At 59.0% G+C, this 13,500-nt stretch carries 12 protein-coding genes; 9 read left to right on the top strand and 3 right to left on the bottom strand.

The features are described 5' to 3' along the window. Positions 1-231: 231 nt before the first annotated feature. The 3 genes from A3OQ_RS0116235 to A3OQ_RS0116225 form a co-directional block, all read right to left on the bottom strand. On the bottom strand, positions 232-867 hold the full coding sequence (locus A3OQ_RS0116235) for a response regulator transcription factor (RefSeq protein ID WP_020176470.1): 636 nt from the start codon (positions 865-867) through the stop codon (positions 232-234). A gap of 138 nt (positions 868-1,005) precedes the next feature. Then, positions 1,006-2,436: an ATP-binding protein gene (locus tag A3OQ_RS0116230; protein WP_020176469.1), complete on the bottom strand. Its 1,431-nt coding sequence runs from the start codon at positions 2,434-2,436 to the stop codon at positions 1,006-1,008. A gap of 42 nt (positions 2,437-2,478) precedes the next feature. Beyond that, positions 2,479-2,730, bottom strand: a complete 252-nt coding sequence (locus A3OQ_RS0116225; protein WP_020176468.1) for a hypothetical protein — start codon at positions 2,728-2,730, stop codon at positions 2,479-2,481. 99 nt (positions 2,731-2,829) lie between these two features. On the opposite strand from A3OQ_RS0116225, the gene pyrH reads away from it, so the two are divergent. From pyrH to fabZ, 9 genes are all read left to right on the top strand, one after another. Then, the gene (gene pyrH / locus A3OQ_RS0116220; RefSeq protein WP_020176467.1) at positions 2,830-3,570 is read left to right on the top strand and encodes a UMP kinase; all 741 of its coding nucleotides are present in this window, start codon (positions 2,830-2,832) and stop codon (positions 3,568-3,570) included. Positions 3,571-3,804: 234 nt separating this feature from the next. Beyond that, positions 3,805-4,365, top strand: a complete 561-nt coding sequence (frr, locus tag A3OQ_RS0116215) for a ribosome recycling factor (RefSeq protein WP_026595908.1) — start codon at positions 3,805-3,807, stop codon at positions 4,363-4,365. 156 nt (positions 4,366-4,521) lie between these two features. Further along, positions 4,522-5,313 carry an isoprenyl transferase gene (locus tag A3OQ_RS0116210; protein ID WP_020176465.1) on the top strand — a complete coding sequence of 264 codons (792 nt, stop codon included), beginning with the start codon at positions 4,522-4,524 and terminating at the stop codon, positions 5,311-5,313. A gap of 65 nt (positions 5,314-5,378) precedes the next feature. Further along, a complete protein-coding gene (locus A3OQ_RS0116205) occupies positions 5,379-6,254 on the top strand; it encodes a phosphatidate cytidylyltransferase (protein WP_026595907.1) in 876 nt (291 codons plus the stop codon). Between the two features lie 18 nt (positions 6,255-6,272). Continuing rightward, the gene (gene dxr, locus A3OQ_RS0116200) at positions 6,273-7,511 is read left to right on the top strand and encodes a 1-deoxy-D-xylulose-5-phosphate reductoisomerase (protein WP_020176463.1); all 1,239 of its coding nucleotides are present in this window, start codon (positions 6,273-6,275) and stop codon (positions 7,509-7,511) included. 66 nt (positions 7,512-7,577) lie between these two features. Continuing rightward, positions 7,578-8,723 carry an RIP metalloprotease RseP gene (gene rseP / locus A3OQ_RS0116195; RefSeq protein WP_020176462.1) on the top strand — a complete coding sequence of 382 codons (1,146 nt, stop codon included), beginning with the start codon at positions 7,578-7,580 and terminating at the stop codon, positions 8,721-8,723. Between the two features lie 421 nt (positions 8,724-9,144). Then, positions 9,145-11,607, top strand: coding sequence for an outer membrane protein assembly factor BamA (gene bamA, locus A3OQ_RS0116190; protein WP_026595905.1), 2,463 nt, complete (start codon positions 9,145-9,147; stop codon positions 11,605-11,607). Positions 11,608-11,755: 148 nt separating this feature from the next. Then, positions 11,756-12,793 carry a UDP-3-O-(3-hydroxymyristoyl)glucosamine N-acyltransferase gene (gene lpxD / locus A3OQ_RS0116185; protein WP_020176460.1) on the top strand — a complete coding sequence of 346 codons (1,038 nt, stop codon included), beginning with the start codon at positions 11,756-11,758 and terminating at the stop codon, positions 12,791-12,793. A gap of 195 nt (positions 12,794-12,988) precedes the next feature. Then, on the top strand, positions 12,989-13,468 hold the full coding sequence (gene fabZ / locus A3OQ_RS0116180; RefSeq protein ID WP_020176459.1) for a 3-hydroxyacyl-ACP dehydratase FabZ: 480 nt from the start codon (positions 12,989-12,991) through the stop codon (positions 13,466-13,468). Positions 13,469-13,500: the final 32 nt, after the last annotated feature.

The raw sequence follows: 13,500 nt of genomic DNA, 5'->3' as shown, positions 1-13,500 counted from the left end.
TCCGCTACCAAAGTGTTCTTATGTATTTTTAACGATAAAACCTCCTGAAAGTGACGGCAAAGGCTTTCGATCTGCCAGACAAACAAACCAAAAGCCCGTGTTTTATTTGCAACAATCAAGAATAATACTATTCTCTACGCTGGATGTTATGCGGATACTTGAGAATAGTTCCCGTTATTTTCATGGAAAAATTCCCGATCCGACAGCTAAAAAGGTCGGATCCCTGCGCGATCAGAGCTTTGCGCGTTGCTCGACGGCGAATTTGATCAGCGCCGAACTCGTCGGAATCGACAATTTCTGCTTGATCGCAGAGACGAGATTAGCGGCGGTCTTGTAGCCGATCGTCAGATCGGACGAGATTTCGGTGAGGCTTTTGCCATCGCCGAGCAGGCCAAGCACCTGCCGCTCGCGATCGCTCAGATCGCGCAAAGGACTATTGGCAGCTTCGAGATTAAAGAGCGCGAGATTTTGCGCCACCGCCTGGCCGAGATAGACCGTGCCCGCACGCACCTTGTCTATGGCCGATAGAATGGTCATCGGGTCATCGTTCTTGGTGATATAGCCACGGGCGCCTTTTTCGAGCGCATGAGTCACGAAACTCGCTGCCTCATACATGCTGAAGACGATGATCTTCGCAGCCGGATTATCGGCGAGCAGGGAGCTGATGAGATCGAGGCCGTTGGCATCCGGAAGATTGACGTCGAGCACGACGATCTCCGGTGCAAGACTCCGATTGAGCGCGCTGCCGGTTTCGGCCGAGCTCGCTTCGATCGCGTCTATGTCGGTCCGTTGCGCGAAGATGCGCATGCAACCGTCGCGAACGATCGGATGATCCTCGATGACCAGAACTTTCACCTGTTTGTCCATCCACCGTCCATCTGCGTCAGCATGATCCCGAAACGTCGCGGAGATTTCGGACAAGAGCATGCTCCATAGATCACGAAGCTCAAGTCATAAGCTGCAAATGCCCAAGGTTGCAACGGTGTTGGCGTAGGGAATTTACCCTTATTTTATAAGGATATTTTCCAAACGCTCGGAAAAGACGCGCTCCGACGGGCGCGGCGACGCCGGGATAAAAGCGTCGATGATCGTGCCTGTCCTAGGCGCATTGCTGATATGCAATTGGCCGCCGAGTTTGCGCAGCCTTTCGCTCATGCCGAGAAAGCCGAAACCAAATCGAAAGCCGGCCGGCAGGCCGATGCCATTATCTTCGATGCGGATGTGAAGGCCGGTCGCCTTCGCGTCGGTACCATAGCGGAGCCCGATATGCATCGCTTTCGCCTTCGAATGCCGCGCCACATTGGTGAGGCATTCTTGGATGATCCGATAGGCTGTGAGACTGACCTCTTCGTCGAAGCTGAGATTTTCGGACGGCAGATCGAGCGCATAGGAACAATCGCGATGATGCGCCCCCCAGGAGTCGACGAGCTGGCGCAGCGCATCGAAGAGGCCCATCTGATGCAAAATGACGGGTCTGATCCGGTCGAGAATGCGATAATTTTGTTTTTGAATGCCGTCCGCCAAAGTCGAGATCAGCGCGGCGCGGTCGACGATTTCCTTATCGATAAGTTCCTGGGCCGCCACATCCATCGCGTCGCGGGTGCCAATCGCCGCGATGATGCAGGAGGCGGCGGCCCTGATGCCGAAAAGCGAGGCGCCGAATTCGTCGTGCAATTCGCGCGCGAGCTCTTTGCGCTCGGCTTCTTGAACCGACATCAGCCGGTCGATAAGGAAATGATTGTCCGCTTCGGTTCTCGCAAGCGAATGCGCGAGGCGGTTGAATGTCTCGCCGATGCGGCGCAATTCGGCGACGCGGATTTCGGCGAGCGCATCGAACTGGCCTTGTTCGAGCCGATCCAAGCCTTCGACCAAAGTGTGGAGCGGCGCGAGCGTTTGGCGCGCCGTCAAAAGGATGAGCGCGATGATCGCGAATGAGAGGACGCCGAGCAGGCCTGTGACGAAGGTTAGGCCGAGCCAGACTTCGTTCACTTCGTCGGCAGGCTGCGTCCACATGACGAGTTCGCCGTGCGGTTCATTTCCGAAATTGACCTTATAGGTCTGGACGACGCGGGCCGGTTCGAACCATTGTTGAAACCAGTGTGGCGCGGCATGCTTGCTGTCGGAGTTCGGCGGCTCGACCTTGTCTTGTGCGGGATTGGCGACATAGGCGACCTTGATATGGCGCACATGCGCGAGATCCTCACGCAATTGCCGCAAGGCTTCCGCCGGATTGGGAGAACTCGCAACGTCGTCGAGCGCATATTCCATCAGCCGGCTGCCGAGATTGACGCCGGAATCGATTTCGGAATGGATGCGGTCGCGGGCGCCATAAAGCGTGGTGACGGTGGCTGCCAGAATGCCGAGAACGAGGAGGCTCGCCGGGATGACGATCAGGCGGATTCGCAAGGAGCCGCGGGCGGTCTCGAACTTGGGCATTGCGCCGTTTCCTTTACTCTCGCATCAACACGTTCTGTTACATCAAGACGAAGGTTTCCAGGCCGGAGCTGCGCCGCCGTCTGGGGCGCGCTGCAACTTAGCTTCCGCGTCGAGCTGGCAGGTCAGGGCCTCTTTCACCGCTGGGCTGCATTGATAATCGCTGACGCCATAGCGCCGGAACATATAGGCTGAGACAAGCTCGCATGCCTCGTCGAGGCTGAAAGCACGTCCGAACAAGTTATGCGCTAAATCGGGGAAAGCTTCCGCGACAAGTGTTTTAACGCTTTCATCCATGCGGTTGCTCGCTCTAGGAAAGATGTAGGATAATAAAATCGCCACGACCCAAGCTATACTGCCGAAAGACGAATCGCATTCTTTTTCAAAGGAACTCGGATGACTGAGGAAGGCGGAACGCCGGAGGCCTTGCGGCAATGGCGCCGCGTCGTCGTGAAACTCTCCGGCGAAGCGCTCATGGGGCACCGGACCCACGGCCTAGATGCCGAAACGCTCGAACGCCTCGCCTTGGACCTCGTCGAAACGGCTGCGCTTGGCGTCGAGATAGCAGTCGTCGTCGGCGGCGGCAATTTCTTCCGCGGCATCGAGGGCGCCGAAAAGGGCATTGAGCGCGCCCGCGCCGATTCGATCGGCATGCTGGCAACCGTCATGAACGCTCTGGCGCTTGAGTTTGCGATCGAGAAACTCGGCCAGTCCGCCCGCGTGCTCTCGGCCGTTCCGATGCCGTCGCTCTGCCAGCCTTATTCCCGCCAGGCGGCTTTGCATCATCTTTCGAAACAGCGGATCGTGATTCTGGCCGGCGGCACCGGCAACCCATTCTTCACGACCGATACCGGCGCGGCGCTGCGCGCCGCCGAACTCTCAAGCGACGTGATCATGAAGGCGACCCAGGTCGACGGCATTTATTCGGCCGATCCGAAGATAGATCCGAAGGCAACGCGTTATACCAAGCTGACCCATGACGAGGCCATCAACAAAAATCTCGCGGTCATGGACACAGCCGCTTTCGCGCTCGCCCGCGAGAACAAGATTCCGATCCTCGTCTTCTCCATCAAGGAGCGCGGCGCGATCCGCGCGGCGCTGGAAGGAAAAGGCTTGGCCACGCTGGTTTTGCCATGAGAGCGTCAGGCGGGCGGGCGCTTCGTGCGGCAAAGAGGGCCGTTGCGAAGGCTAGCACAAGGCGGCAAGAGGCTTTAGGGTTTGCCGTGAGTTTCGACACAGACTCTGGCGGGCTTTCGGTTTCGATTTGGAATCGCGCAAGCTGTTGCTTAATTTGGACGGCTACGTCCGGCTCCAGGAATGCCCAATAGGGCGTCCGAGCCAAGATTTCTGAGCCAAGATCAAGGTTCGATGATGAGTACAGAATTCGATTTATCCGCCCTCAGGGAGCATATGCAGGGCGCATTGCAGTCCCTAAAACACGAACTCGGCGGCTTGCGCACCGGGCGCGCCTCGGCCAGCCTGCTCGAGCCGATTTATGTCGAGGCCTATGGTCAGCGGATGCAGCTCAACGCGGTCGGAACGATCAGCGTCCCGGAACCGCGGCTTCTTTCGGTTCAGGTCTGGGACAAGGGTATGGTGAATGCCGTCGATAAGGCGATCCGCGAGTCCAACCTCGGCCTCAGCCCGACCGTCGAAGGCCAGATCCTGCGAATCCGCATCCCGGAGCTGAACGAGCAGCGCCGCAAGGAAATGGTGAAGGTTGCGCATAAATATGCCGAAGAGGCGCGCATCGCGATCAGGCACGTCCGCCGCGACGGGATCGACGGTCTCAAAAAGCTTCTGAAGGACAAGAAGATCAGCGAAGACGACGAAAAGCGCCACGAAGCGGAAATCCAAAAGGCGACCGATCAATTTGTCGGGGATGTCGATCAGGCTCTGGCGATCAAGGAAAAGGAAATCATGCAGGTTTAAAGGCGGTTGCGGAAAGTGGCCGGCCTTTCATGTAAGATCAGGCGCCGCACCACAGTTGAGGCATGATCGCGACGCAATCTTCTGGCATCACGCTACCGCGTCCTTCTTGGCGGACGGCGAATTCTCAGAGTGGGATCGGCAAGGGCACAGTCACCAATGGCGACGCCGGACATCATCGAAGAGGAGATCAGGCAAAAGGCCGTGGACATCGTTCCTTCGCGCCGTCCCTCGCATGTGGGCGTGATCATGGACGGCAATGGCCGATGGGCCGCGAGCCGCGGCCTGCCGCGACTTGAGGGCCACAGGCGCGGTGTCGAGGCTTTGCGCCAGACCGTCCGCGCGGCCATCGATTTCGGCCTCGATTATCTCACCGTCTATAGTTTTTCGGTTGAGAACTGGACCCGCCCCGTCGAGGAAATCTCTGATCTGATGGGGCTTTTGAAACGTTTCATTCATAATGATTTGCACGAGCTTCACCGCGCCAACGTGAAGATCAAAATCATCGGCATCAAGGACACGTTGAAGCCGGACATCCGCGCTTTGCTCGAAGATGCGGAAAGCCTGACGCAGGCCAATACCGGGATCACGCTCGTCATCGCCTTCAACTACGGCAGCCGGCAGGAAATCGTCGCTGCCGCGCGTGCGATCGCGCAGAAGGTCGCCGACGGCCGGCTGCGGCCGGAAGAGATAGACGAAACCCTCTTCGTGCAACATCTCGATACGGCCGGCATCCCGGATCCCGATCTCATCATCCGGACGTCCGGCGAACAAAGATTGTCGAATTTTCTCATGTGGCAGGCCGCCTATGCGGAATTCGTCTTCTTGCCGATCTATTGGCCGGATTTCGATCGCCAGGCTTTCGAGACGGCCTTGGCCCAATTCGCGTCGCGCGAGCGCCGGTTTGGCGGCGTGACGGCGCACGGTGCCAAAGTAGGGACGGGTTTATGAGCGCGCCGATGGACGCGCGAAAATCCCTTGATCCTTTTGCAATGCAGGCCGGAGATTTAAATCAAATGGCCTCGGGTCAGGATCGGCCGGAGCTGTCCTCCTCCAAAACGGCCTCTCGTCCCGCTCTGGCCGACCTTCTGCCGCGGCTGCTGTCGAGCCTCGCCTTGATGGCGCTGGCGCTCGCCGCCTGGTGGTTCGGCGGCGATATTTTCGTGGTGATCTGGCTCGCGGCGGCGATCGCCGTCTTTTGCGAATGGCAAAGGATCATCGACGGCGAGCAAAGACTGGCGCGCTATCTGACCGGCAGCCTCTGTCTCGTCCTTGTCGCGGCTTTTACGAGCCGCTTGGATTTCAAACTGGCTGTCCTCAGTCTGGCCGGGGCTGCCTTGCTCATGGCTGCGCTTGCCGGACCAGGACGGCGGATCTGGGCAAGCTCCGGTCTCGTCTATGCCAGCGTTCTGATCGGGTCGCTCTGTCTTCTCAGCAATGACGCGAGCCTGGGGCCGCGCGCGATCCTCTGGCTCTTCGCCATTGTCTGGGGCACCGACGTTTTCGCCTATTTTGCTGGCCGCACTTTGGGCGGCCCCAAGATCTGGCCGGCGGTCTCGCCCGGCAAGACCTGGTCGGGCACGCTGATCGGCATTGCCTGCGGCGCGGTCCTCGGCACCTTCGTCGGGCTCAAAGGGCTGCCCGGACCGGTGCCGCTCTTGCATGTCTTCGCATTGAGCCTGATAACGGCAGCCGTTGCGCAGGCTGGCGATATGTTCGAATCTTGGATGAAACGGCGGTTCGGCGTGAAGGATTCTGGCCGGCTGATCCCGGGCCATGGCGGTCTCATGGATCGCCTCGACGGTTTCATCGCAGCGGCCGTTTTTGCCGTCGCAATCGGTCTCTTGCATGGCGGCACCTCACTTGCCGCCGGCTTGTTTGATTGGCATTAACCAAAGAGAAACAGCAACATGGAAACGGTTGTTCAACTCAAACAGAAGCCGGCTTCCGCGTCCGAACCCCGCTCGGTCGTGATCCTTGGCGCGACCGGATCGATCGGCCGCTCGACGGTTGAGATCATTTTGGGCGCCAAGGGCGCCTTCAGCGTCCCTGCTGTGGCAGGCGGCCGCGATCCGCAGACTTTGGCCCGCACGGCGCGCGAACTTGGCGCGTCTTTCGCCGCGCTCGCCGATCCAGCCGGCTACGCAGAACTCAAAGAGGCGCTTGCCGGCAGCGGGATCGAGGCGGCGGCGGGTCCTGAGGCTGTCATCGAAGCGGCGCTTTATCCTTCCGACATGGTCATGGGTGCGATCGCGGGCACGGCCGGAGTCAAACCGACATTCGCGGCGCTTTCGGCCGGGCGGACCGTGGCGCTTGCCAACAAGGAATGTCTGGTTTGCGCCGGTCCGGCCTTCATTCGCCAGGCCGAGAAGACCGGCACGCGGCTTTTGCCGGTAGACAGCGAGCATAACGCCATCTTCCAGGCGATGAATGAATGCGATCCCGATACGATCGAAATGATGACGCTGACCGCCTCAGGCGGCCCATTCCGCACCTGGACCAAAGAGCAGATCGCGCAGGCGACGCCCGAACAGGCGCTCAATCATCCCAATTGGGCGATGGGACCGAAAATCACCGTCGATTCGGCGGGCCTCATGAACAAGGGCCTGGAAGTCATTGAGGCTCATTATATTTTTGGCATCGAGGCGGCGCGGCTCGATGTCCTGGTGCACGCCCAATCGGTCGTGCATGGGCTCGTATCCTTCAAGGATGGATCGGTGACGGCTGGCCTCGCGGCACCCGACATGAAAGTGCCGATCGCCCATTGCCTATCCTATCCGACGCGCATCGAGACGGCGGCGCGGCGGCTCGATCTGGCGGCGGTCGGTCAATTGACCTTCGAGCGGCCGGATTTCGATCGTTTTCCAGCTTTGCGCGTGGCAATCGAGGCTTTGCGGCAAGGGCAGGGGCTGCCGACCGTCCTGAACGCGGCGAATGAAATCGCCGTCGAAGCTTTCCTCAACCGGGTCATCTCTTTCCATGAGATCGCGCGTGTCGTCGAAGCGGCTTGCGAGGCGGCTTTGGCGGACGGTGTGGCAAAGGAACCCCAATCTGTTGAGGATGCGCTCGCCATTGACCATATGGTGAGAGAAAGATCGCGAGCCCTCTTGGCGCGGTCGTCCGCTTCCGGCATGGTAATAAATCAGTAACCATACCAAAGCGTAAGCGGGAAGTTTTGGCTTTTCCGCAACCTTCCGCGCCTATAGGGGAGACCTATGTCGATACTCATGAATTTATGGTCTCTTGCCGGATATATCGTCCCTTTCATCTTCGTTCTGAGCATCGTGGTTTTCTTCCACGAGCTTGGGCATTTCACCGTCGGCCGCTTGTGCGGCGTTAAGGTTGATGCCTTTTCCCTCGGATTTGGTCCGGAACTGGCTGCCTTCACCGACCGCTGGGGCACGCGCTGGCGGATCGCAGCCTTCCCGCTCGGTGGCTATGTGAAATTTCACGGCGATGCCAATGGCGCCTCGATGACGGACGAGGCCGGCATAGCCAACATGCCTTCCGACGAGAAGGCGGTGACCTTCTTCGCCCAAAATGTCTGGAAGCGCGCCGCGATCGTCGCCGCCGGGCCGCTCGCCAGTTTTCTGCTGGCAATCGTGATCTTTACCGGAATTTTTTCAATTGAAGGCCGCGGGATGTTGATTCCGCGGGTCGACGCGGTGGCCCCCAGCAGCGCGGCGGCAGACGCCGGCTTTCGCCCGGGCGACCTGATCGTCTCCATTGATGGAGTCAAGATCAATGGGTTCGAGGACATGCAGCGCATTGTCCAGACCTCCAGCGACCAGAGCCTGACCTTCGTCGTCGAGCGCGATGGCAAGACCGTTGATCTGGTTGCGACGCCGCGTCGGCGCGATATTGCCACGCCTTTCGGGACCACACGCGTTGGCGTTCTCGGCGTCGAAGCCGCCAACAATCCGGCAAATGTCCATGTCGAGCGCTACAGCGTGCCGGAATCGGCGCGGATGGCCGCGGCCGAGACATGGTATGTCATCGAGCGCACGGGCTCTTATCTTTCGGGTCTCTTGATCGGGCGGGAATCGGCCGAGCAATTGTCCGGCATCGCCGGTATCGCGCAAGCTTCGGGCGAGATGGCCAAGATCGGCTTTGCCGCTTTGATGAGCCTGACTGCGATCCTGTCGATTTCGATCGGCTTTCTCAATCTTCTGCCGATTCCGCTGCTCGATGGAGGCCATCTCTTCTATTACGCGGTGGAAGCCGTGCGGGGGCGGGCTCTGCACGAGAAGACCCAGCAGTTCGGCTATAGAATCGGTTTGACCTTGGTCGCCGGACTTATGATTTTCGCCACCTACAATGACATATCCCGGATCACCCGCCAGTGGATGCACTGGGGTTAGATTCGGATCGAAAGGTCTGGATCGAACGGGCTTGATGAGACGGCTGCTTCAAGCCGTCTCCTTTTGTTGCAGAACATTGCATCAATGTGAGCGGCAGCTTCGACCCGCGCCACAGAAGCGTCACTTTGCCGAATAGAAATAGGTCCAAAGAATGGCGTCCGACGTCATTTTCGCGATTAGACGTAGTTAACCGTCACACTTAAGAGTTTGCTTACTCAGAAACGTGTCTTACCCGCCACGTGCCTTTGAAATCGACTTAAAAAGGGTAAACGGGATTTGCAGGCTAAATTAAAACGGGTAGAAGCGAAGCTAGAGGATGGCGGCCTTCCGGCTTGTTTTAAACCATCCCAATATACAACCAGATCAACTGGTTGCCGCTGGTTCGATCTGCGGCTTTATCGAAGTGGGGACCGGTCTTACAATGCGATTTTTAGGTTTCCGTCCAAACCGGTTTCTGTTCGCGGCACTCTTTTTTGCGTTGCTCGGAGTGTTGTCTCCAGCGGCCTACGCTGAAAGTGTCACCGTTTATGGCAATCATCGCGTCGATACCCCGACGATTCAGTCCTATTTCAAAGGGACCGACCAGGCCTCCATCAACAAGGGTGTAAAGGATCTTTACGCCACGGGCCTGTTTGCGGATGTGAGGGTCAGCGGCGGTCGCGGCGGTATCGCTGTTACCGTTACTGAAAATAACATCATCAATCGCGTTGCCTTCGAGGGCAACAGCAAGGTCAAGACCGAAACACTTCAGTCAGAGATCCAGTCGAAATCGCGCGGACCCTATAGTCCGGCGACGGTCGCGGCCGATATCGAGCGCATCAAGGACGTCTATCGCCGGTCCGGACGCGCCGCCGCGACGGTCACTTCGCGCACCGTCGATTTGGCGAACGGCCGGCTCGATGTCGTCTTCACCATCGACGAGGGTGGCAAGACGGGCATCCGGGAGATCGATTTCGTCGGCAACCACGCCTATTCCACCGGCAAGCTGAAGGACATGATGCAGACGACGGAGATGAATTTCCTCTCCTTCTTCAAGACATCCGACGTCTACGACCCGGACAAGATTTCATCCGACCTCGAACTCATTCGCCGTTTCTATCTCAAGAATGGTTATGCCGACTTCCGTGTGATCGGATCCGATATCCGATACGATCCGGAACGGACCGGCTATATCGTGACGATCACGGTTGAAGAAGGTGCGCCCTATACGGTCGCCAGCGTCGATGTCGAATCGCATATTCCGGAGATCGACGGAGCCTCGCTGCGGAGCTATCTGCGCCTTTCGGCCGGCGAGACCTATAATGGCAACATGATCGAAAAGACGACCGAGGCCCTCACCAGAGAGGTCATGAAGCGCGGTTATGCCTTCTCGCAGGTCCACCCGCGCGGCGACCGCGATCCGGTAACCCATACCGTGGCCATCGTCTTCGTGATCGACGAAGGTCCGCGCGTCTATATCGAACGCATCGTCGTTCGCGGCAACACGCGTACACGCGATTACGTGATTCGCCGCGAGTTCGAACTCGCCGAGGGCGACGCCTATAATAAAGTTCTCATCGACCGCGCCGAGCGCCGCCTGAACAACCTCGGCTTCTTCAAAAAGGTGAAGATCACCAACGAGCCGGGTTCGGCGCCAGACCGGGTGATCGTGGTCGTCGATGTCGAAGACCAACCGACGGGTTCGCTGTCGCTGTCCGGCGGCTATTCCACGAGCGACGGTTTTATCGCCGAAGTCGCGGTCAGCGAATCGAACTTCATGGGACGCGGCCAATATGTGAAGCTCGCCGTCTCGGAAGGCCAGTATAGCCGCGGCGTGACATTCAGCTTCACGGAGCCCTATTTCCTCGATCATCGGATCGCGGCCGGATTCGACGTCTTCGCCAAGAAGACGGATGTCTCGCAATATTCATTCTACAATAACTTCGTCACCGGCGGCACGGTGCGCTTCGGCCTGCCCATCACCGACGAGATCACCTTCTCGCCGCGTTATTCGATCTATCGTTCGGACATCTCCATCCCGAATGATAGCAAACATCCTTATAACGACTGTCAGCTGCCGGTGGCGTTCGTGACACCGGGCACGTTTGGGGCGCTCCCGCTCGGGCCGTACTCGAACTGTTTGACGAATGGCGAAGCGTCGCTGGCCTTGAAAGAGGCGGCGGGCGCGACAGTGACCTCGATGTTCGGCTATAGCCTGTCCTATAACTCGCTGGACAATTACAAGAATCCGACTGGCGGCATTTACGCTGAATTGAAGCAGGATGCGGCCGGCGCTGGCGGCGACGAGAAGTTTCTGCGCACGACCGGCGACCTGCGGTATTATCATACGGTCTATTTCGACGAGCTCGTCGGTATCCTTCACTTCCAGGCAGGCGATCTCCAGGCTTTGGGTGGCCAGCAGCTGCGGATCGTCGACAACTTCAACATGGGTCCGTCGCTCGTCCGCGGTTTCGCACCGAACGGCATCGGCCCGCGCGACGTGTCCTTCGGCGTCGATCCCTCGGGCAACCCGCTCGGCGGCACGAAATATGTCGGCGCGTCGGCCGAAGTTCAGTTCCCGATCTGGGGTCTGCCTAAGGACTTTGGTTTGAAGGGTGCGGCCTTCTTCGATTCGGGCACGTTGTTCGGCTATGAGGGCAAGACCAATTTCACGCCGGGTGGCTTGCCTCAGAACTGTACACCGCAGGATGCCTCTCCGCTCTTCACCCAAGGCACCTGCTTGACGGTCGGCGGCGACAACAAGACGATCAGAACCTCCGCCGGTGTTTCGTTGATTTGGAATTCGCCGATGGGGCCGATCCGCTTCGACTTCGCCAAGGCCATCACCAAGAGCCCCTACGATCAGACCCAGTTCTTCCGCTTCTCGGGCGGCACGACCTTCTGATCGCGATCGCGCATGACCTTGGATTGGTTCAATCCAAGGCAGCTTGAGCCGATGCCGTGCTGGACGCGGCTCGGCAGGGCGTGAAATCGACCAAAGACACTGCTATGGCTTCGGGCGAGAGCATCACGCTCGTTTTGGCAGTCTTTCAATGAGCGAACCGATTTTTTGGCGCGGCATCCTTAATGCGACTTTGGGCGATGTCGTCGCCTGGACATATACCAAAGCGCCGCCCGGCGCCATGCTCTCGACACCCGTGCATTGGATCGCGCCGCTCGAGGATGCCGAACCAGGCACCTTGGTTTTCTTCGATCATCCGAAATATCAAGACGCTCTGGCAACGACGCGGGCGACCGCTTGTCTCGTGACGCAGCGCAACGCCGCGCTCGTGCCGCCGGGCACCGTGGCTCTGGTGACGGAAAGCCCCTCTAGGGCCTTTGCGCTCGCGCTCGCCAAGCTCTGTCCGGCAAGCCTGCAACCGGGCTCTCTCTTCGGTTCGACAGGCATCAGTCCGGGGGCGTCGGTCCATCCCGACGCGCGGCTCGAGCCGGATGTGATCGTCGATCCCGGCGCCGTGATCGGACCGCGCGCCGAGATCGGGGCGGGAACCACGATCGGCCCAAACGCCGTCATCGGTCCCGATGTCTGCCTCGGCCGCAATTGTTCGGTCGGCGCGCAGGTGACGATCATTCACGCCTTGATCGGCAATCGCGTCATCATCCATCCCGGCGTCAGGATCGGGCAGGACGGTTTCGGCTTCGTCCCCGGCCGGCAGGGTCATCTGAAAGTGCCGCAGATCGGCCGCGTCATCATTCAAGACGATGTGGAGATCGGCGCCAATACGACGATCGATCGCGGTTCGACGCGCGATACCGTGATCGGCGAAGGTGCGAAGATCGATAATCTCGTCCAAATCGCCCATAATGTAACGATCGGGCGATCTTGCCTGATTGTCTCTCAGGTCGGCATTTCAGGCTCGACCGAACTCGGCGATTTCGTCGCCGCAGGCGGGCAGGCGGGCATCGCAGGCCATCTCAAGATCGGTGCAGGCGCTGAGATCGCCGCCCAGTCGGGCGTGATCGCGGACGTGCCGGCCAAGGCCCGGCTCGGCGGCACGCCGGCTCAGCCCTTCCGGCGCTGGCTACGCGCGCATGTCGTGCTCGACCGGCTGGCGCGCGGCAAGCGTTAGCGCATGATCGCGGAAAGCTGCAGCACTTCATCTAAGACCAGGCATCAAGGCGAAGCCATAAGCCTTTGAGAAAAAATAGTTTCTGGATCTGTATGCGCTGCGCGGCACGGCAAAAGGCGGCGCTTTCCGGGGCTGCCCTTCTCACGGAAGAGGATCGAGGTCTATAAGACCCAATATCACTGAATTGGAGGTTCGATGGACGAGGTGGTCGCGAAAACGATCGAGGTTTTCGACATCATGCGGCTTTTGAAAGCGCTGCCGCATCGCTATCCTTTTCTCCTCGTCGACCGGATCATCGAGGTTCACGGCGACGAGTCCGGCATTGGCATCAAGAACGTCACGATGAACGAACCGCAATTTCAGGGGCATTTTCCGGAACGCCCGGTGATGCCTGGCGTGCTCATGATCGAGGGCATGGCGCAGACGGCAGGCGCGCTCTGCATCAACGCGCATCCCGAGCTCGGACCGCAGCCGGTCGTCTATTTCGTCACGATCGACAAGGCCAAATTCCGCAAGCCTGTCATCCCGGGCGATCGCCTCGAATATCATATGACGAAGACCAATCAGCGCCGCAATATTTGGTGGTATAGTGGCCGCGCGCTGGTCGATGGCAATCTCGTTTGCGAAGCCGAGATTTCAGCCACGATCATGCCCGGAAAGACCGGCGAGGCTTGAAAAAATCCCTGCATCATCCGCAAACCGCGAAT

The organism is Methyloferula stellata AR4, from assembly GCF_000385335.1.
In the GTDB taxonomy this organism is placed as follows: Bacteria; Pseudomonadota; Alphaproteobacteria; order Rhizobiales; family Beijerinckiaceae; genus Methyloferula; species Methyloferula stellata.
The sequence above is the reverse complement of the archived record's forward strand: the minus strand, read 5'-3'. Positions and strand labels throughout refer to the sequence as shown.

Coding starts and splice junctions, on each gene's coding strand:
- A3OQ_RS0116225 (WP_020176468.1), bottom strand. CDS start 2,730: ATGGATGAAAGCGTTAAAACACTTGTCGCGGAAGCTTTCCCCGATTTA.
- rseP (WP_020176462.1), top strand. CDS start 7,578: ATGTCGATACTCATGAATTTATGGTCTCTTGCCGGATATATCGTCCCT.
- dxr (WP_020176463.1), top strand. CDS start 6,273: ATGGAAACGGTTGTTCAACTCAAACAGAAGCCGGCTTCCGCGTCCGAA.
- bamA (WP_026595905.1), top strand. CDS start 9,145: ATGCGATTTTTAGGTTTCCGTCCAAACCGGTTTCTGTTCGCGGCACTC.
- frr (WP_026595908.1), top strand. CDS start 3,805: ATGAGTACAGAATTCGATTTATCCGCCCTCAGGGAGCATATGCAGGGC.
- A3OQ_RS0116235 (WP_020176470.1), bottom strand. CDS start 867: ATGGACAAACAGGTGAAAGTTCTGGTCATCGAGGATCATCCGATCGTT.
- lpxD (WP_020176460.1), top strand. CDS start 11,756: ATGAGCGAACCGATTTTTTGGCGCGGCATCCTTAATGCGACTTTGGGC.
- A3OQ_RS0116205 (WP_026595907.1), top strand. CDS start 5,379: ATGGCCTCGGGTCAGGATCGGCCGGAGCTGTCCTCCTCCAAAACGGCC.
- A3OQ_RS0116210 (WP_020176465.1), top strand. CDS start 4,522: ATGGCGACGCCGGACATCATCGAAGAGGAGATCAGGCAAAAGGCCGTG.
- A3OQ_RS0116230 (WP_020176469.1), bottom strand. CDS start 2,436: ATGCCCAAGTTCGAGACCGCCCGCGGCTCCTTGCGAATCCGCCTGATC.
- pyrH (WP_020176467.1), top strand. CDS start 2,830: ATGACTGAGGAAGGCGGAACGCCGGAGGCCTTGCGGCAATGGCGCCGC.
- fabZ (WP_020176459.1), top strand. CDS start 12,989: ATGGACGAGGTGGTCGCGAAAACGATCGAGGTTTTCGACATCATGCGG.